Here is a 19,717-nt window from a genome sequence, read left to right on the forward strand (position 1 = left end):
TCACATGATCCCAAGAACCACCATGACTGCGGAAAAGATAACGATGCCGAGAATAATTTTATTTGCCGACCATTTTTTCTTATCCATCAGATACCAGACTGCAAGCGTCAGGCAGAGCGGCACGATAGCCGGCATAATCTTGTCAAATACCTGCTCCTGGATGGAGATTGCCATATCCCCGCTGACAAACTTATAGATAAAGTTCGCCTTAACGGTTGTGGAAGCCACACCGCCGATTACGATCAGCCCCATCATCGTAAGGCCAGTTGTAATTTTATTTGTAATATCCTTATTTTTGAAAAATGTGTTAGCCGCATCCAGTCCCATGGAATATCCCTTGTGGAACAGGAACCACTGCAGGCCAACGATCGTTACCAGCCATACCGCGCAAAAAAAGAGCGGGCCGACAGGATTTCCATCGTCAATACACATGCTCATGGCAATACTGAGTAAGATCGGGCTGTATGTACCAATCAGAAGAGAGTCGCCGATTCCGGCAAATGGGCCCATCAGGGCGTTTTTGGTATTTACGATCAGCTCCTCGCTGACGTCGTCTCCCTTGGCTCTGGCCTCCTCCATGGCAATGGTGATGCCAGGAATCAGGGAGCCTAACTGCGGTTCCGTGTTATAGAACTGCATATGGCGTTTTAATGCATTTTTGTATTCCTCATCGTTATTCTTATAGAGCTTGCGCAGAATTGGCTCCACCACGTGGCAGAATGCCAGCCCCATCATACGTTCAAAGTTCTGTGTCGCCTGCGAAAAGAAAATATAACTCCACGCCGCACGGTCAATATCTTTTTTGGTTAACAGTCCGTCTGATGTATTCTTATTCTTCATAGCAGTCATCCTCCTCTATTCCTTTAGCCGGCTGAGCCGCTGCCTGTACTGCAGGCTGTCCCTGTGCCATGACAAAAATAAATGCCAGGGCGGTTGCGAATATCGCAAGAGCCGTAACAGACATGCTGGTAGATCCGATCAGCACCCATCCCATAAGGAACAATACGATCATCCACGACCTGGACAGCGACTGCTTTAACAGCATGGCAAATCCGATTGCCGGAAGCAGTTTGCCGGCCACTTCGAAGAAATGAAGCATCAGGTCAGGCATGTTGTTGAGCAATACCTCGGTGAGCGGAGTTCCGAGATAACAGATCAGCATAGCCGAACCAGCTCGCAGAATGAAGCTCGGCACTGCCGCCAGATAGGTGGCGCGGTGAATACCGGCGCCGTCTCCTCTTTCCGCGGCCTTGTCTCCCATATGAGGGAAGTATGCATTTATGGTCATGATAAAGTTAAAGAGTCCCAGTCCCAGCATGCTGAGCGGAACTGCCAGTGCCACCGCCTGTTCTCCGGTACCGCCAGCCGCCAGTGCCAGCGGAATGCCGATATAGGCCGCCCAATTCACATCGGCCGGCATCGCGCCGCCCGGAGTAATCTGACCGATAAACAGCGCCTGAACCATGGCGCCTGCAATTACGCCGCTTCTCACATCCCCCAGAATCAGGCCGATGATCAGACCTGCCACGAGAGGCCTTCCTATCATGTTCCATCCGCCTGTCACGCCAAAGAACCACGGGGTTCGCTTAGAGCCGAGATAAGCAAAAATACCGATTAGTATTGCCTGAAATAAACTCATACCTTTTCCTCCTGTCTTTTACTCTTCAAATTCGTCTTCCCCATCATCCACGGAAGGCACATAGACAACCAGCTGGCCTTTTCCTGCTTCGCAGGCCGCATCGGCCAGTCCCGCCACATTTCCCTTCCGCAATCCCTCCGGAGATTCGTCCTTCTCTGCGGCGTGCTGTCCGGAGGGCGTCTCAGCCCCCTCATACATGGCGCGCGACAGATACGCTTCTAAAAGCACCGGCAGATTCGTTCCGCCGATTACCTCGATTGCTTCCGTCCTCGTAAGCTTCAGCTTCAGCGATACGTTAAACGGAGATCCTCCCGCGATGTCCGTGAGGATTAAAATTCCTTCCAGCCCGCTTAAGACCTCCACCGCCCTCAGCAGCTTCTCTGTCAGGGCTTCCACCGAATCCTCCGGCAGGAAATCCACCGCTTCATAATACGCCGTCTCTCCTGCCAGCAGCTTTAACCCGCTGGTAATTCCGGTGGCAAAAGAACCATGACCCGTGACAATGATTCCTATCATACCATTCCCCTTTCTGCAAGCACTTCCGGAAACTCTGCATTCTCCGGTATGCTTATGACTTTTTTCTGTTGCTGTTTACTGCAGACACATAGTCCTCCGGATTCTTCGAGCTTGCCGTAAGGCATTCCTTCCGGTTGACCTTCCACTCCGGCGAAACAGAAATCCCCCCGTTCCTTATGGGATCGTCCGTTTCCCGCAAATGGCGGTCCAGCCGGGCTGCAAGTACTTGCTCCACTGCTGCGAACTCCGGAAGCCCCGCTAAGTTTCTGCGCTCCCCCACATCGAATACAAGATCGTAGAGCGCTTCCTCGTATTTATGCTGCTCCTTTAGCCCCCTTTCGTTAAAGTAATCTTTCGTAAGCGACTCGTCTATATTGGACTGATTGATTCGCAGATACGATGCGTCATAATACCGGATATACTTGTACCGTTCTGTACGGATACAGCGGATGGGCTCATAGGAGGTGTGGAAATTCACCTCTGCAAATATCTCATCCCGGATCTTTGCTTCCGGGTCGTCCAGCATGGGAACCGCCGACACACCCTCCAGGTAACCGGGTTTTTCAATTCCCAGCAGATCGCAGAGCGTCGGAAATATATCCAGATGGGATACCAGCCCATCGATCACATGTCCGTTAGCCCGCTTTCCCGGAGCCCTTATAAGAAGCGCTACCCCGATGCCGCTGTCAAATAGTGTGCATTTACAGAACGGCTCCGCAAGGCCATGGTCCGTCGTAATCAGTATAACAGTCTCCTCCATAAGACCCTTTTCCTTCAGGGCGTCAAGCACCCTGCCCACGCAGAGATCTGCTGATTTCGCACTCGTCATGTATCTGGCAAAATCCTTTCTCGTCTCCCTGCTGTCCGGTATAGGGCCAGGCGGCAGGACAAAGTCCTCGTTAATATCGCGATCAATGACATCCGGAAATCTTCTGTGTGTGGCGTACATTCCATAGGACAGGAAGAACGGCTTTTTCCCGTCGTAGTTCCCGATCCATTTCGCCGCACGGTCCGCGTTCTTCTTATCCCATTCCGTCAAATCTTCCTGCCTGTATCCATCACTCGGACAGCTGATCTCCTCCTGGTATCCAATGGTTTCAGCCCCCTGCTTTGTATCTAAGTACCAGCCCGCTTCATGCTGGATTCCGTCTAAAACAGTCCGGTAGCCGTTTCTATTTAAAAAACGGACCAGATGTTTCTCATAATCCATGGAAAATCCTCTCTGTGCAAGTCCCAGCATCCCGTTCTGATGGGGATACGTCCCGCTCAGCATCGCCGCCCGGCTGGGAGAACAGGTCGGCCCCGCACAGTAGCAGTTTCGAAATACCGCCGCCTGTTTCGCAAATGCCTCCAGATTCGGTGTGGGGACCGCATAACCGTACGGGCCCAGCACTCTGCCCGAGTCATGAGTATGTATATACAAGATATTCAAAGACTGCGCCTCCTCCCTATTGTCTATTTTTACATATTTTCCAACACTCATAGGTAAAATATACAACCTTATGGCCCAAATGTCAATACATTTAATTTTATTTGTATTGTTATTATGTCGGTCATATGTATTGAATTCTAGCATCATATATGTATACATTATATAAAAAAGCAAATTGCCTTTTCTCCGGTTATGTATTATAATGATTGCAGTACATTTTGGCAGGTGATAATATGGCAGAAAAAAGAATTGCCCAATACAGACAGATAGAAAATGATTTGCTGGAGCAGATTAATCTTGGATACTACAAAAAGGGAGACTTGATTCCCACGGAGCTGGAATTGTCGGCCACCTACCACGTTTCCAGAGTTACGGTACGCAAGGCCACGGACAATCTGGTGGCCAAAGGCATTCTCCAGAGAGTGGCTGGTGTCGGAACTTTCGTGAGCCGATCCGCCGTCACGCAAAACCCGCCGCCGATCCAGGGCTTTACGGACTTAATGATAGAACAGGGGCTGGAGCCGACGACGAAGGTCGATGTGTTTACATTACAGAAGTCCCCCGCCAATATCGCCTCCATATTGGGAATCGAAAAGGAAGACCCGATTTACTACATTCACCGCCAGCGCTATGGCGACGGAGAACTGCTTCAGCTGGAGACCACCTATATGTCCGCCAGGCTGTATCCTGACATCTCCATTCAGATTCTGGAATCCTCCAAATACCAGTATTTTGAAAAGGTCAAGGGGATCAAGATCGCCTACAGCCACCACGCCGTGACTCCGATTCACCCCTCGAAGGAGGTGGCGGAGCTTTTTGGAATCGCGCAGAACACCCCCATCATCAAGGCGGCTAATGTGACACATCTGGAGAACGGGCAGATTATGGATTACACGGAGCTGATCCTGAACTCACCCAAGTATCAGCTGACCTATATCAAACGTTAGGAGATAGAATGCAGAATTCCCTTACAGAGATTTCATCTGATTGTATTCAGACCGTCATGGACGGTCTGCGGAAAAATAATATGGACGTGCAGTATGTTCCTCACAAGGAAGAGGCCGCCGCTGCGGTTGCCTCCCTGTTAAAAGAGGGGGATACCATTGCCGTCGGCGGATCGGTCACGCTGGAAGAGACCGGCGTGCTGGAGCTGGTACAGAACGGGCGCTACCATTTTATCGACCGCTATGAAGACGGACTATCGGACCGGGAAAGGAAGGACCGTCTGACAGAAGCATTTCGTTCCGACGTGTTTCTCTGCTCTGCTAATGCAATTACAAAGAACGGGGAGATCTATCAGGTTGACGGATTAAGCAACCGGATCGCGCCGCTCGTATTCGGTCCCGACAGCGTTATTATTGTAGCCGGTATCAACAAAATAGCGGCGGATATCGAGGCCGCCGTCTATCGTGTCAAAACCGTCACCGTACCTGCCATTGTAAAAAGAAGAGGCCTGGATGCGCCCTGCGCCCGTTTGGGAAGCTGCATCGCGGCCGACCAGAAGAACATGGCTTCCGGATGCATGTGTGATGCAAGGCGCTGCTGCAATTATCTGGTGCTCGGACGCCAGAGAGTCAAAGGCCGTATCAAAGTCATTCTCGTTGGAGAATCTTTAGGATTTTAAAAAGAAGCGCTTTTCCGGTGCAACCATGACCGGAAAAGCGCTTCTTCTATTCTTTGTTACTCTTTATTATTCGTTATTTTTCTTTTTTACCAGCTTTTAATTACCGCTCTTTCCATCTCTACAGCAAATTCTTTGGTCCGAACCCGATCGGCAGCAATTCCTTCAGCGTAAAGATTTCATACTCCTCCCTGCTGGAAGGCAGAATAATCTGAAACGTCTCCGGGTCGCAGAATTCCATCATCACCTGGCGGCAGACGCCGCAGGGAGCCGTCAATCCTTCCGGGACACCATCCTTCCCGCCGACGATACAGATCGCAGTAAACTCTCTCACCCCTTCGCTGACCGCCTTGAAGAACGCCGTCCGTTCCGCACAGTTGCTGGGGGTATACGCCGCGTTTTCAATGTTGCAGCCCTGATACATTATTCCGTCAGCCGTGAGCAGCGCTGCTCCGACTTTAAATCCGGAATAAGGGGCGTAGGCCTTCGCCATGGCCGAAAATGCCTGGGATATCATCTCCTCAGCGGGAAGCTTTGTCCTAAGCGCAGCCATTCTCTCCGTACAATCCATAACGGCCTCCTTTCCTTTACCAAACAGTCTAGTGCCGCCCTTAATATCCGCCGTCACTCTTCTCCTGCTTTACCAGCTTGATCATCCGGCTGGTTCCCAGGCGCTCCGCGCCCAGCTCCAGGAACCTTTCCGCATCTGAGAGCGACGAGATGCCGCCTGCGGCTTTGATCTTTACCTCTTTTCCCACATGAGCCTTGAAAAGAGCCACATCGTCAAAGGTTGCTCCCGCTTTGGAAAATCCGGTGGATGTCTTGATAAAGTCCGCGCCGGAACGGGTTACGACCTCGCACATACGGATCTTCTCCTCATCGGTGAGAAGGCAGGTCTCGATGATGACCTTTAATATCTTATCTTTGCAGCATTCCTTTAACGTGCGGATCTCCTCCTCCACGCGGTCGTATCTGCCGTCTTTCACCCAGCCGATGTTGATGACCATGTCAATCTCATCGGCTCCGTTCGCAATCGCGTCCTTTGTCTCATACGCTTTTACCGCGGTCGTGGAATAACCGTTCGGAAAACCGATCACCGTGCAGACCGCCATGCGGTCCTTCATATATTCTTTCGCCGCCTTCACATAGGAAGGGGGAATGCAGACCGACGCGGTCCCAAATTCCATGGCCTCATCACAGATCTTCCTGATTTCTTCCCAGGTTGCCGTCTGGGTCAGCAGCGTATGATCCACATACTTTAACGTTTCTTTTCCGTCCATATTTTCCTCCTGTGCCTCCTTACAGTTCCAGAGCAATCTCCATCATCTTACCGAATCCCAGCTGGCGCTCCTCGGCGCTTAATTTCTCCTCGCCGTAGATCAGATCCGAGATTGTCAGCATACAAAGCGCTTTCTTTCCCGCAGCCGCGGCGTTCATATACAGCGCGGCAGCTTCCATCTCCACGGCCAATACGCCCATACTGCGCCACTTGTCATTTACGGTAGTGTCCGCGTTATAGAAAATGTCGGAAGAAAGGATATTGCCTACCACCACATGGGTCCCCTGTGCTTTCGCCGTATCCACCGCTTTCGCCAGCAGACCGTAGTCAGCAATAGGGGCAAATGTCCCAGGGAGGCCGTACTGATAAGCATAGTTGGAATCCGTGCAGGCGCCCATGCCGATTACCACGTCCATAAGCTTTACCCCATCCTGTAAGGCTCCTGCGGAACCGATGCGGATAATCTGCTCCACGCCATAGAAATGGAACAGCTCATACGTGTAAATGCCCACAGACGGCATTCCCATTCCGCCGCCCATGACGGAGATCTCTCTTCCCTTATACGTTCCGGTATAACCGAACATGTTGCGCACCGATGTCACCAGCACCGGATTTTCCAAATACGTCTCCGCAATATATTTTGCACGCAGAGGGTCGCCCGGCATCAGTACTGTCTTCGCTATCTCTCCCTGTTTCGCCCCGTTGTGGGCTGTTGGTATCATACTCATTTGCCTGTCTCCTTCTCAATTTCTGCTGTTTTCTTCCTGAATCATCATCCGAATAGCCTCGACAGCTGTCCGGATGGCCGCATCCGTGTCATGGACGATCGGGTTCTCAAGCCCTTCCTTTGCCCTCTCCTGGTTAGCCATAACGAGAAATACCGATCCCGCTCTCACCTTCAGCGCGCTGGCCACAATAAACAGCGCCGCCGACTCCATCTCAGAAGCCTTGCAGCCCAGACGCAGCCAGGCGTTCCACTTATTCATCAGCTCATACGATACCGGCTTCGTCTCCGGTGAATGCTGGCCATAGAAAGAATCCTTGCACTGGACGACGCCGACGTGATACGGTTTTTCCAGCTTCTTCGCCGCCGCTGCCAGGGCGTTCGTCACATCAAAATCGGGAACCGCCGGAAATTCGATAGGCGCATATTCGCGGCTGGTGCCCTCCATGCGGATAGCTCCATTGGCAATCACCAGGTCCCCGCTCTTAACATTGATATCCATCCCGCCGCAGGTGCCGATACGGATAAAGGTATCCGCCCCCGACATCACCAGCTCTTCCATGGCGATCGAAGCCGACGGTCCGCCGATTCCGGTGGAGGTAACGCTGACTGGCGTTCCGTCAAGCGTTCCGGTATACGTCACATACTCCCGGTTGTCCGCGATCAGCTTCGGATCGTCAAAATATTTCGCAATAAGCGCGCACCGCTTCGGGTCGCCCGGCATGATGACGTACCGGCCCACATCGCCCCTTCCCACCTGGATATGATACTGTTTCCCTTCGTTTTCCGAATAGTTTGTCATAAATGACCTCCCTTTCTCTCAATCCGTTATATATCATTCTCATCTATCTTATCCGCCATAGCCGATTTAATTCGCTGGTACTGTTCTTCACTGATTAAGATTCCCCTTCCCTCCCGGGAAATGTATCCCTCTTCCTCCATCTGGCTTACGCACCGGTTTACCGTCTTCACACACAGCCCCGTGCTGTTGGACAAATCCTTTCTCGTCAAATGAATCCGGCAGACCCCCCGTCTGGCTGAATCCCGGTATATCTGCATAAACAGAAGAAAAAGCCGGTCGATTCCCTGAAGGAAGAGAAAGAGACGCTCCTTCCTCACCTGCTCCACGAGATAAACGCTCATAGCCTTCACCTGTTCCAGCACCGCGTGGATATCCGTCAGCATCCAACGGCTGAACTGGTCCTTGGACACGCAGAGGAAGCGGCAGTCCGTCTCCGTCATTAAGGTCGTCTTATATAAATCGTATCCCATGAGAAATTCCATGGCCCCGAACACCTCGATGGGATAAAATCGCGTGTAATCGTACGCCACCTCCTGAATGCGGTAATCCGTCGCCTTCACAATTCCCTCTACCAGAATGTATACAGTGTCCACATGCGCGTTTTCATGGATGAACGTGGTTCCCTTCTTCAGACGCACGATCTGAAATGCTTCCAACAGCCACTTAGGCGCGTTTGCCAGATAATTATTCAGATACTCGCGTTCTTCGCTGCGCAGCTCGTTGATCAAAGATACAACATCATTCATGGTCTACCTCCTTCATCCATCCTCGCCGTCCTCTCCCTCTAGTTTGCATCATTTCACAAAAAAAGTCTACTGTTCCTCATAAATTTTTTATTATTTTTCCCTTTATGGCATACCAGTCCCAGCCTGCCGCCAGTCCAATCCGCCAGTCTGCTCCGCCTGGGACGGGAATGGGACTTTTCCGTACCCTGGCCGGAAAAAGGCGGAAGCCGGCGGGCAGAAGACGGCGATTTTTTCCGGAGTGTGGCGGGACTTAGGGCGGGCAGGGGGCAAACGGGGGGCAGATTTTCGTTTACAGGACGAAAATCTGAGGGCACTGAGAGCGAACTCATCAAGAGTTCGGTCGAATTGCCCGGTACCCCCGTTTGGCCCCTGTCGGCCCTTAGTCCCGTCCGCTCAGGAAACATGAGCCGTCTTCTGCCCGCCGGCTTCCGGCTTTTTCCTCACACCGCCGCCAAAGTCCCATTCCCGTTCCAGGCGGAGCAGACTGGCGGATTGGACTGGCGGCAGGCGTCCCCTTCAATTTTATCTGGCTCCCTTCTCGTACGGCTGGCCGCTTGCCTTAGGTGCAGAGGACTTGCCAACAAAGAGAATTAGAATCACAATCGTAATAAAATACGGCAGCATAGCGAGAATCTGTGACGGGACTGCGAAGTTCCCGCCTCCCAGCGTTACCGTCAGCGCCTGGGCCGCGCCGAACAGAAGACATGCGCCATACGCCCCGTGTGGCGTCCACTTACCGAAAATAACGGCCGCCAGCGCGATAAATCCCTGGCCGCTGATAGCGGTCGGCGTAAACTGCGGAATAATGGCCAGAGTCATGGCGGCTCCGCCAAATCCCGCTAACAATCCGGAAACCAGAACACAGATGTAGCGGATCACATACACATTGATACCCATGGTATCGGCAGCAGCCGGATGTTCCCCCACAGCCCGGATGTGAAGGCCCCATTTTGTCTTATACAGAAAGAACCAGATGAACACAGCCAGCAAAAGCGCGAGAACAACGGTCACATCCACATTTAAATTCTGAAGAGCCCCCTGTACTTTCAGTCCTCCGAACAGCTTGGGAATCTTGTTTGGTACCGGCTGCGACATGGTCGCACCGTCGAATAACAGCCGGCAGACGAAGAGCGCCACACCCGGTCCGATTAAGTTAATGGCAATTCCGGAGATCGTCTGGTCCGCTTTGCAGGTAATGGCGGCAAACGCATGGAGAAGCGCAATCAGTCCGCCTGCCAGCCCCGCGGCGATAAATCCGGCCCAGGCGCTTCCCGAGTAATATCCCACCGTAGCTCCCGTGACCGCTCCGATTGTCATCATTCCCTCAATCCCCAGGTTTGTCACTCCGGACCTCTCTGACACGACTCCGCCCAGTGCGGCGAAAACCAGAGGAGTTGAATACATCAGTGTAATGCCGATAAACAATGTCAGACTGTTAATCATGTTTTTTTCCTCCCTTTGACAGACGTTCCACCAGCGGCGGAATAATATGGGTCAGCGCAACAAAGAACACGATAATGCCGATGACAATGTTGATAATCTCGGACGGTGCACCCACCTCGTACTGCAGTGTCTGGCCGCCATAAATGAGACCGCCGAACAGAAGTCCCGCAAAGATACAGCCAACCGGAGAGCTTGCCGCGATCAGACAGACTGCCAGCCCATTAAAACCGGTATTCTCAAATGCCGCCAGTGTAGCGATTCCGTGGGGAGAGTTGCCTGTTATGTAAAGAGCTGCCGCCAGCCCGCAGATCGCGCCGGAAATCAGCATGGAATGCAGGATATTCCGGTTCACATTAATTCCCGTAAACTCCGCCGCAAACCGGTTTGCGCCGACCGCGCGAAGCTCAAATCCCTTTGCCGTCTTGTAAAGCAGAAAAGATACGAGCACGGCAAGGATGATGGCAATGAGAAATCCGGCGTTGACGTCTGTCTTTAAAAGCGTATTTTTCAGGAATTCATTTTGCATCAGTGCGGCCTTCCCGCCTTCCGTCGCCTTGTAATTTCCCAGAATCATCGTATAGCCGGAACGGTTGATCGCATACGTTCCGATGGTGTCCGGCTTATGGAAGCGCTCCAGTCCGCACACATAGTTGGAGAAATAGAGCGCAATCCAGTTGAGCATGATGCTGGTGAGAACCTCATGGATACCGAATTTTGCTTTCAGAAAGCCTGCAATTCCTCCGTATACCGCGCCTGCCGCTACTCCCGCTCCCAGCACCAGGGGGATCTGAATCACCGGTGGGAAATCACAGACAATTCCGACCACGGTGGCCGCGACACAGCCCATAATAAACTGCCCCTCCGCACCGATATTAAAGAGGCCGGTTTTAAATGCAAAGGCCACTCCGATTCCGGTCAGAATCAGAGGCGTGCTTTTGATAATCACGTTAGACATATGCTTGGGACTCGAAAAAACACCGTTTAACAGAACGCCCAGCGACTGAACAGGCGGATATCCGACCGCAGCCAGAATGATTCCGGCGACCAAAAACCCAAAAAAGATGGCAATCAGGGTCATCGTGAGCGGCTTTTTCAAAATATGAACAGTTTTATTCATGATTCTTTCCTCCTGCCATCAACAGGCCAATCGTATTTTCATCCACGGTCCCCTGTGGAAACGTATCCTGGATTTTTCCATCGTAGATCACCGCAATGGTATCAGAGACATTCATTACCTCATCCAGCTCAAAAGAAATGAGGAGCACCGCCTTTCCCTTGTCGCGCTCGCGGATCAGTGTCTTATGCACGGTCTCGATGGCTCCCACATCCAGTCCGCGGGTGGGTTGAACCGCAATCAGCACATCCGGGTTCATGGAGATTTCACGGCCGATAATGACCTTCTGCTGGTTTCCTCCAGATAAGCCGCCTGCCCGCTTCGAACCACAGTCCTCTGGCCTGACGTCAAATTCCCCGATCAGTTTTTTGGTGAACAGCTCCATCTCCCTCTTATTCAGAATACCTTTTCTGGAAAATGGTTCCTGGCGGTATCTCTCCAGCACCGCGTTCTCATTGACCGTGAAATCCAGTACCAGGCCGCGTTTCTGCCGGTCCTCCGGTATCGTGCTGATCCCGCTGTCGATGACGGTGCGCGGATTTGTGTTGCCAACCGCTTTTCCATTGACTGTAATGGTTCCCTTCTCCGCGGGCACGAGACAGTTAATCGCTTCTACCAGTTCCTTCTGGCCGTTGCCGTCGATACCCGCAATCCCCACGATCTCACCCTTCCGCACGGTTAAGTTAAGCCCCTTTACCGCGTCCAGCTTCCTCTCGTTCTTCACAACCAGATCTTTAATCTCCAACACGGTTTCCCCGGGCTTTGCAGGTGTCTTGTCCACCACCAGCTTCACCTCATGGCCCACCATGAGCGTTGCCAGCTCCTGCTCCGTCACCTCTTCGACCGATATGGTATTGATATACTCTCCGCGGCGAATGATTGTGCAGGTATCGGAGGACGCCTTGATTTCCTTTAGCTTGTGGGTGATAATAATGATGGCTTTTCCGTCATCCACCAGATTGTGCATGATGGAAAGAAGATCTTCGATTTCCTGAGGAGTCAGCACCGCAGTAGGCTCATCCAGGATCAGCAGTTCAGCTCCCCGGTACAAGGCTTTTAAAATCTCCACTCGCTGCTGCATTCCCACGGAAATATCACTGATTTTTGCATCCGGATCAACCTCCAGACCATACTTTTCGACGATTTCCAGAATCTGTTTTCTGGCCCTTTTCATATCCACGATTCCTGCGTGGGAAGTGGTCTCATTGCCAAGAATGATGTTCTGCGTCACCGTAAAATCCTCTACCAGCATAAAGTGCTGATGAACCATACCGATGCCGCTCATGATCGCCGTATTGGGATTTTTAATATCCTTCTTCTTTCCGCCTATGTAAATCTCGCCCTCGTCGGCCTGATAAAGACCGTACAGCACATTCATCAGTGTACTTTTTCCTGCCCCATTTTCACCCAGAAGGGAATGGATGCTGCCCTTTTTTACGTCCAGATTCATATTTTTCAAAGCGTAAAATGCCCCGAAACGCTTTGTGATCCCATGCATCTGAACCGCATAGTCGCTGCTCACCGTGGCCATCTCGATTTCTCCTTTCATTTTTACACCGCAGCCCTGCTGGTACTGCGGTGTAAAATCATTCGTCCCTATTCTGCTATGAATGCTTCGTACGTTTCTTTTGTGGTTGGCGGAACCAGTTCCCCGTTTTTGATGGATTCCGCTACCTTCAGCGTATCCTCATAAACGCCGTCCGCCATGTTGCCGTGTTCTTCCGGAATGCCTACACAGTCCTCCTTTAAGCCGAATGTCAGTGTCTGTCCGCCAATCGTTTCGCCTTCCATTGCTTCGATGGAAACTTCCTTTACAGCTTTACCAACCAGCTTAAGCGCTGATGTCAGAACGTTTTCCGGCGCTAAGTAAGCCTGGTCTCTATCCACGCCGATTACCCATTTGTCCGCTTCCTTTGCAGCCTCGATCACGCCGGTTCCGCTTCCGCCTGCGGCATGGTAAATCACGTCACAGCCGTCTGAATACATCTTTGTGGCAATGGCTTTTCCTTTCGCCGCATCGCTGAAGCTTTCCGCATACTGAACGGAAATATCGATATCCCTGCCCAGTTCCTTTGCCGCGTACTTGACGCCCGCCTCATAACCGTACTGGAACTGGTCAATCAGACCGGAAGATATGCCTCCCACGAAGCCGACCTTGCCGGTCTCCGTCATACGGCCCGCCACGTAACCGACCATAAAGGAGGGCTCCTCAGCCCGGAACATTACTCCCGTTACGTTGTCCGGCGTATCATCATAGGCATTGTCAATAATTGCATACTGAATATCCGGATTGCTGTCCGCTGCTTCCAGTACTGCATCCGCACAGGCGTAGCCCACGCCCCATAAAAGGTTGGCGCCGTTGTCTCCCAGCCTCTCCAGGTTCGTAACGAAATCCGACGCCTGTTTTGATTCAATATAGTTAACTTCTACTCCTTTTTCTTCTTTTAACTCGGTCAGACCTTCCCATGCCGACTGGTTGAAGGACTGGTCGTTGATTCCGCCCGTGTCCGTGATCATCGCAACAGAAAAGCTGCTCTTGCCTTCCGATGTCCCACCGCCTGCATTTTCTGTGTTCTCTGTCTTTGCACTTTCCGCTGTTGTACTTCCTGTCTTTGCGCCTCCGCATGCTGTAAGAGACAGTGCCATTGCCGCCGTTAATCCAAATACAATTCCTTTTCTGAGTTTCATAATGCCAATTCCTCCATCTGCATTTTTTAATTTATAGTCACGTATAGTTTTTTACCCTGTACGATCCTTTATACAACCTGAATATCCTGAAACCCGTATCTGACCGCCAAATTCTTAAGCGCTTCCATGCGTTCCCGGGACGGACTTTTCGCCTCCTTAAGACTTCCAGTCACTCCATATTGACGGAAGGTGATCAGCTTCAGCCGGAACTCCTTCAAATAGGGAGCTGCTTCCCGGGATACGCCTGCGATGACCGCCTCCATATCCACTTCGGGAACCCGTTCCTGCCGGTTTTCCCCCTCGTGCCCCGAGTCCAGGCAGACCAGCCGCACTTCGAATAATTTTCCGTGTTCCGCCAGATTTTTAAGATTCTTCTTTACTATGGAAACATCTCCGCCTGTCAGCCGTCCAAAGACTTTGTGATCCCACGCCTTTACATCTAACATCACCTGATCCGTCACCTGCATGAGCCGTGGATATTGGGACAAATCCACACAGCCGTTGCTGTCCAGGAAACAGGTAAGCCCCGCTTTTCCTGCCCGCCGGAACAACTCTGTGAGGAACTCAGGATACAAGGCACATTCACCTCCGGAAACGGTGATTCCCTGGATAAACGGCATGTTTTTTTCAATTTCCTTCCACACGTCTTCTGCGCTCATCCGGCGCACCTTTGGAGACGCATGGCTGGGACAGACGCGAATACAGGTATCGCACTGCATACAAAGGCTCTCATCCCAGATTACGCTGTCATGCTTATATTCCTTCGATACTGCTCCGCCATTCCGTGCTTTTCCGCCATTCCGTGCTTCTCCGCCCTCCGGCTCGTCTCCTCCATTTACCTGAATCGACAGCGCTCCCGCCGGGCACTGGCTGACACAGAGGCCGCAGCCGCTGCACAACTGCTGTGTCTCAGGGTTGTGGCAATAGGCGCAGGCGATATTGCAGCCCTGGACGAATACGGAGGTGCGGCAGCCCGGACCGTCCACAACGCTTAATGGAATAATCTTATTAATCACGGCCTCGGGAGGGACCATGCTCATAGCGCCCTCACTTTCCTGTTTTCCAGATGTGCATTCCGGTAGTTATCTCCTCCGAGATACACCGTATTCTGAAGCACCGCCTCGCCCTCGTAATACTTTTCCATCTCGCTCCGTTTCACCAGATAGCCGGTAATCCGGACTAAATCGCTGTCCGACGCATAAAAGCTTATGTATTTATCCCCCAGGGAAAATGCCCCCTTAACGATATCCAGCATGGCCGCCGGATTATTTCTGCCGGTTGGGTCAAAGGAAAAGATATCCGCGCATCCGGTCGGGAAAAAGCGATGGAAACGCGCGCTGTGGCGAAGGTGGTCATACATGCGTTCCGGTTCCATTCCAACCGGAATCCTCACTCCGGACGTAATTCCGTGGTCCGAGTCGATGCCGACCTGCGCGTGGAGTGCAAAATGGCCATGAAATACCTCCGAGTAAAGCGCCTTCGATGTCTCCGCATATTCCGCGATGACCTGCATGATCTGGTCTGCCAGCTGGTCCGCTTCCTGATCGCTTCCGTAGATCTTATCCGGGTCATCCATCAGCAGATTTGTGCATTCCGCCAGCCCCACGACTCCGAACATGGCAAGGAATTTATCCCTGGAAATAAACCCCTCTCTGGAGAGGAACGAGGTCTCGAAGAAATTTGATTCTTCCACGAGGAACCGGATTCTCTCGTTCATATAGTCCCCCATACGCTGCAGACAGTCCGGAAGGACCTCCGTCAGAAACTGTTCTCTGCTCTCTGCCTCGGGAACCAGCTTCGGAAGGACGATTCTCGTCAGTGTGTAGGAGCCGCCTCCAATGGGCAGAATGTTGTAACAGCTGGAAATGCCGTAGTCCCCATACGTATCCTTGTGCATCCGGTGGTTGCAGATGGCCGGATTTGCGCAGTAAAGGGAGGTATAGAGCGCCAGTTCTCCATAGGAGTCCGGCGTAATATCCGGATCATATTTCAGTGTCAGATTCGGCACCGCATTTTGAAGCTCTTTTTCCAGCTTCAGGATGATCCGTCCGGTTCTCGTCTCCTCCGGGCCAAGGTTTGCATGACAGAACCCGTCGGTAATGGTTCGGTCCAGATAAATCAGGAACAATCTCAGCTTTTTCTCCGCTTCCTCATCGCTCACACCTTCGAGAAACGGTTCGATCAGGCGGTCGATGCTGCCAAGATAAACGGGATAACTGGTAATGGAGGGCACATGGCGGTACAAAATCTCCAGGAACTGAATCACCTCGTCAAGATCCTTCGGCGGGTCAAGCTGCAGAAATTCACACCCTTTTTTTATCGCCGCTTCGTAATCCGGCATGATATATCTTGGCCGGTACGGCGCATGGCCTTCGTCCAGGTCACAGATGGCTCCGGTCTCCATATAGTGACGGGTCTTCTCCGGTATCTCCAGTACCTCCAGACTGTTCTCCGCCGCATGGGCCAGGGCCACCACCTTCTGTTCATACGTCAGTCCCTTCGATGTCACAATGTCTAAAACCTTATTCATGCATTCCACCTCTTTCTTTTTCAATGGAGCTTATGTCTCTTTTCATTTTGTAATAATCACATTGTAGCAATGGTTTTTTTATTTTAAAAGGACTTATGTCCCTTTTCATGGAAATATTATCCACTTTGTGAAAATATCACATTTTTACGAGCCATTTTTTAGACAAAAAGTAGATACAAAAAGGACACAAGTCCTCTTTTTAACGACTGTGATCGAAAAATTAGTGATTTGCAATAAAGGGGTGGGGGGATTTCGGGAAGGTGCACCAGTCCGGATAGGAGAATGTTCATTACACATTTTAGCAATAAAGAACGACAGTGTTTCCAGAATAAAAAATAAGATATGAAAAAAACAAAACGCCAACTTAAACAACTCATTGAATATACATATTGTGCAAAAAGCAGCTTCCTGCCGCAAAAGCTCGCAGAGAATGCTTCAGACTTAGCAGAAAAAGCAATAGCGCCCTAAACCAGAATGGTTCAGGGCGTCCTTCAGAACAAATCACTGTGAGTACCAGTTCTAATTAACCGAAGAATTAACATTTCGTTGTTGATTTGGTATACCAGCAGCCAGTCAGGCTGTATGTGGCACTCCCTCATTCCTTTATAATTCCGGGAATCTGCCAAGCTATGGTCTTTGTACTTTGGCGGCAGCGGCTTCTCATTTACCAGCATGGTAATTACATCGGCCAGAAGCTTCGGGTTACAGCCTCTTTTAACTGCCAGCTTATAATCCTTTTTAAATTGCCCCTGATACTCGACTTTAAGCATTGAGATCCTCCATCAAAGCTTCCACACTGTCAAAGGGACCATGTATATCTTTTCCATTAACGGCATCATCCATAGCAGCTGAAGTAACCGCATTTGGCTTCTCAACTTTTAACTCAAATGGAATTCCGCCAACGTTAATACTTTGATGAAGAAACATATTTATTGCATCTGTAATCGTTATTCCAAACTTTGAAAACAAATGCTCGGCCTGCTCTTTAATGTCAGGGTCAATCCGAATATTTATGTTTGATGTCTTTGCCATTGTTATCATCTCCTTTAATAAGATTATAGCACAATGTGTTAACAACGTCAATACATTCAAATGCGATATATACTACAATTCTGATTAGATTTGCGATAAAAAATCACTGAATATTTTATAATGCAGCTTCTCGTCCAGAGACAGACGAGCGAGCATTTTGGATACCTGAGGGTCCTTGATCTTTTGAGACTGATCGGCATATGCCTGGGCGGCGAACTTCTCGGACTCGGCGTCTGTCGCCAGCACGGTACGGATATCGCAGCTGTAATCTACCATATTTCCGCGCCAGTACGAACACGGCTCCGCCGAACGGCATTCCGGCTGGCCGCCAAGAAGAGTAATGAGCTGTCCGATAATGGTAAAATGGTGTTGTTCAACCACAGCGATGCGCTGGATCACACGGCGTATGTTTTTATGTAAGGCGCGGGAATCCGGCTTGCAGGACTCGTTATTATAATTGCTGCCGGCAGTCCAGGACTGATACAGATATTGGTGTACCGTGGTCATTTCGCTGGCCGCTGCGGCTAAGTCCGGCATGAGGATCTGCGCGTACTGAAGATTTTTTTCGGTGACGGCGACCGGAGGATACCAGTTCGAATGGATAACCGGTATGGAGTCCGGATTCGCATGGATACTATACGGAGTATTATTCATAAAATCGCTTCCTCAAAAGATCTGTTAAAGTAGTTAAGTAATCTTTATGAGAAAAAGCCCTGATATAGAACCTTGTATATTATGACCTATCCCCACCGCTTCACACACTGTTTTTATCTAATTTTTATAACCAATATTTTTATACTGGTAAAACGCACAATTTTTTATTTTGATTTTTCCAAAGTTTGTGAACACTTTTTTGTGGGAATGAGTTATATTAATAATCGTAAACCCCCCCAATACATTATATAGTTTTTGCTACACCCCATAAGAAACGAAATACCTTCTCCGAAAAAAGGATCAGCTCCCCCGGCTGGTCCTTTTTCATGTTATTCTTGCAATTTTCCAATTCTATGGTAAAATACATAACTAACTGCTTTGGCATTTTCGCCAAATGTGTGCACCTGTAACAGACAAATACATAAAGGAGATTTCTAACATGGAAAAAACAGGCGTGAAAGAGTTTTTGAAACGTAAAAACGTCAACATCACCGTCCAGACCTATCTCATTGATGCATTGGGTGCCATGGCATTTGGCTTATTTGCCTCGCTGCTGATCGGCACCATCTTTGCAACGCTGGGTGACAAGACAGGTGTCGCGTTATTTGGCACCATTGCGGGCTACGCAAAAAGTGCGACCGGCGCAGCTCTGGGAGTATCGATCGCTTACGCGCTGAAGGCGCCGCAGCTGGTCTTATTCTCCGCCGCTACCGTCGGGATCGCCGGCAACGAGCTGGGCGGACCGGTCGGCGCACTGGTGGCCACCGTCGTGGCAGCGGAACTCGGAAAAATCGTATCGAAGGAAACCCGGGTTGACATCATCGTCACCCCCGGCGTCACCATCATCTCCGGCGTCCTGATCGCTCAGTTTGTAGGGCCGGGTGTGGCTGCCTTTATGGCCGCCTTCGGAAATCTGGTAAAAACAGCCACGGAGATGCAGCCCTTCTTCATGGGAATTCTGGTATCCGGCCTCATCGGAATCGCCTTGACGCTGCCGATCAGCAGCGCCGCTATCTGTATTATGCTGGCGCTCGACGGTCTGGCAGGCGGCGCGGCCACGGCCGGCTGCTGCGCCCAGATGATCGGGTTTGCCGTTTTAAGCTTCCGGGAAAATGGCTGGGGCGGTTTGCTGGCCCAGGGGCTCGGCACCTCCATGCTCCAGATGGGCAACATCGTAAAGAATCCGAAAATCTGGATTGCGCCCACGCTGGCCTCCCTCGTAACCGGTCCGGTCGCCACTGTGATCTTTCAGATGAAAAACATCGAGACGGCCTCCGGCATGGGAACCTGCGGGCTGGTTGGTCCAATTGGCGTCTATACCGCGATGGGCGGAGGTTCCAGAATGTGGATCGGAATTCTGCTGGTCTGCTTCCTGCTTCCCGCCGTTCTGACGCTGGTCTTCGGAGAATTTTTAAGGAAAGCCGGCTGGATCAGGGAAGGGGATTTAAAACTGGATCTGTAGCACGACATACTCTACTGCCGCACGTCATGCTGCAC

The 19,717-nt window shown here is 51.0% G+C and carries 21 protein-coding genes; 3 read left to right on the forward strand and 18 right to left on the reverse strand.

Annotated features, from left to right (window positions below):
- From H8S75_RS20870 to H8S75_RS20885, 4 genes are read right to left on the reverse strand one after another with little or no spacing between them, the layout of a single operon-like run.
- Positions 1–840 (reverse strand): PTS system mannose/fructose/sorbose family transporter subunit IID, encoded by an 840-nt coding sequence (locus H8S75_RS20870; RefSeq protein ID WP_029467392.1) that lies wholly within the window; start codon positions 838–840, stop codon positions 1–3.
- Positions 830–1,639 carry a PTS mannose/fructose/sorbose/N-acetylgalactosamine transporter subunit IIC gene (locus H8S75_RS20875; RefSeq protein ID WP_055658897.1) on the reverse strand — a complete coding sequence of 270 codons (810 nt, stop codon included), beginning with the start codon at positions 1,637–1,639 and terminating at the stop codon, positions 830–832. The genes H8S75_RS20870 and H8S75_RS20875 overlap by 11 nt, the downstream gene beginning before the upstream one ends.
- Positions 1,640–1,657: 18 nt before the next feature.
- Positions 1,658–2,155 carry a PTS sugar transporter subunit IIA gene (locus H8S75_RS20880; RefSeq protein ID WP_187023230.1) on the reverse strand — a complete coding sequence of 166 codons (498 nt, stop codon included), beginning with the start codon at positions 2,153–2,155 and terminating at the stop codon, positions 1,658–1,660.
- Between the two features lie 52 nt (positions 2,156–2,207).
- Entirely contained in the window at positions 2,208–3,587 is a 1,380-nt protein-coding gene (locus tag H8S75_RS20885; protein WP_187023231.1) for a sulfatase family protein, read from the reverse strand.
- Positions 3,588–3,820: 233 nt separating this feature from the next.
- Between H8S75_RS20885 and H8S75_RS20890 the strand changes: the two genes are divergently transcribed.
- The gene (locus tag H8S75_RS20890) at positions 3,821–4,534 is read left to right on the forward strand and encodes a GntR family transcriptional regulator (RefSeq protein WP_187023232.1); all 714 of its coding nucleotides are present in this window, start codon (positions 3,821–3,823) and stop codon (positions 4,532–4,534) included.
- Between the two features lie 8 nt (positions 4,535–4,542).
- Entirely contained in the window at positions 4,543–5,211 is a 669-nt protein-coding gene (locus tag H8S75_RS20895; protein WP_187023233.1) for a lactate utilization protein, read from the forward strand.
- 118 nt (positions 5,212–5,329) lie between these two features.
- Here H8S75_RS20895 and H8S75_RS20900 read toward each other — a convergent pair whose 3' ends face one another.
- From H8S75_RS20900 to H8S75_RS20965, 14 genes are all read right to left on the reverse strand, one after another.
- On the reverse strand, positions 5,330–5,779 hold the full coding sequence (locus H8S75_RS20900) for a cytidine deaminase (RefSeq protein ID WP_187023234.1): 450 nt from the start codon (positions 5,777–5,779) through the stop codon (positions 5,330–5,332).
- Between the two features lie 40 nt (positions 5,780–5,819).
- On the reverse strand, positions 5,820–6,488 hold the full coding sequence (gene deoC, locus H8S75_RS20905; RefSeq protein ID WP_187023235.1) for a deoxyribose-phosphate aldolase: 669 nt from the start codon (positions 6,486–6,488) through the stop codon (positions 5,820–5,822).
- Positions 6,489–6,507: 19 nt separating this feature from the next.
- Positions 6,508–7,215 (reverse strand): purine-nucleoside phosphorylase, encoded by a 708-nt coding sequence (deoD, locus tag H8S75_RS20910; protein WP_187023236.1) that lies wholly within the window; start codon positions 7,213–7,215, stop codon positions 6,508–6,510.
- Between the two features lie 15 nt (positions 7,216–7,230).
- On the reverse strand, positions 7,231–8,013 hold the full coding sequence (gene udp / locus H8S75_RS20915) for a uridine phosphorylase (RefSeq protein ID WP_187023237.1): 783 nt from the start codon (positions 8,011–8,013) through the stop codon (positions 7,231–7,233).
- Between the two features lie 26 nt (positions 8,014–8,039).
- A complete protein-coding gene (locus tag H8S75_RS20920; protein ID WP_002601355.1) occupies positions 8,040–8,759 on the reverse strand; it encodes a Crp/Fnr family transcriptional regulator in 720 nt (239 codons plus the stop codon).
- Between the two features lie 522 nt (positions 8,760–9,281).
- Positions 9,282–10,202 (reverse strand): ABC transporter permease, encoded by a 921-nt coding sequence (locus tag H8S75_RS20925; RefSeq protein ID WP_110323911.1) that lies wholly within the window; start codon positions 10,200–10,202, stop codon positions 9,282–9,284.
- A complete protein-coding gene (locus H8S75_RS20930) occupies positions 10,195–11,319 on the reverse strand; it encodes an ABC transporter permease (protein WP_187023238.1) in 1,125 nt (374 codons plus the stop codon). The genes H8S75_RS20925 and H8S75_RS20930 overlap by 8 nt, the downstream gene beginning before the upstream one ends.
- Positions 11,312–12,847, reverse strand: coding sequence for an ABC transporter ATP-binding protein (locus tag H8S75_RS20935; RefSeq protein WP_187023312.1), 1,536 nt, complete (start codon positions 12,845–12,847; stop codon positions 11,312–11,314). The genes H8S75_RS20930 and H8S75_RS20935 overlap by 8 nt, the downstream gene beginning before the upstream one ends.
- 65 nt (positions 12,848–12,912) lie before the next feature.
- Entirely contained in the window at positions 12,913–14,004 is a 1,092-nt protein-coding gene (locus H8S75_RS20940) for a BMP family ABC transporter substrate-binding protein (RefSeq protein WP_187023239.1), read from the reverse strand.
- Positions 14,005–14,072: 68 nt separating this feature from the next.
- Positions 14,073–15,044, reverse strand: coding sequence for a radical SAM protein (locus tag H8S75_RS20945; protein WP_187023240.1), 972 nt, complete (start codon positions 15,042–15,044; stop codon positions 14,073–14,075).
- Complete coding sequence (locus H8S75_RS20950) at positions 15,041–16,534, reverse strand: YjjI family glycine radical enzyme (RefSeq protein WP_187023241.1); 1,494 nt, start codon at positions 16,532–16,534, stop codon at positions 15,041–15,043. The genes H8S75_RS20945 and H8S75_RS20950 overlap by 4 nt, the downstream gene beginning before the upstream one ends.
- A 491-nt stretch (positions 16,535–17,025) precedes the next feature.
- Positions 17,026–17,304 carry a type II toxin-antitoxin system YafQ family toxin gene (locus tag H8S75_RS20955; protein WP_187023242.1) on the reverse strand — a complete coding sequence of 93 codons (279 nt, stop codon included), beginning with the start codon at positions 17,302–17,304 and terminating at the stop codon, positions 17,026–17,028.
- Entirely contained in the window at positions 17,297–17,566 is a 270-nt protein-coding gene (locus tag H8S75_RS20960; RefSeq protein WP_055659015.1) for a type II toxin-antitoxin system RelB/DinJ family antitoxin, read from the reverse strand. Before H8S75_RS20960 ends, H8S75_RS20955 begins: the two co-directional genes overlap by 8 nt.
- 84 nt (positions 17,567–17,650) lie before the next feature.
- Complete coding sequence (locus tag H8S75_RS20965; RefSeq protein WP_025529219.1) at positions 17,651–18,220, reverse strand: ferritin-like domain-containing protein; 570 nt, start codon at positions 18,218–18,220, stop codon at positions 17,651–17,653.
- 439 nt (positions 18,221–18,659) lie between these two features.
- Here H8S75_RS20965 and H8S75_RS20970 point away from each other — a divergent pair, with 439 nt between their 5' ends.
- A complete protein-coding gene (locus tag H8S75_RS20970) occupies positions 18,660–19,682 on the forward strand; it encodes a PTS sugar transporter subunit IIC (protein ID WP_187023243.1) in 1,023 nt (340 codons plus the stop codon).
- Positions 19,683–19,717: the final 35 nt, after the last annotated feature.

Origin of the sequence: Hungatella hominis, from assembly GCF_014288005.1 — a bacterium.
Taxonomy (GTDB): Bacteria; Bacillota; Clostridia; order Lachnospirales; family Lachnospiraceae; genus Hungatella; species Hungatella effluvii.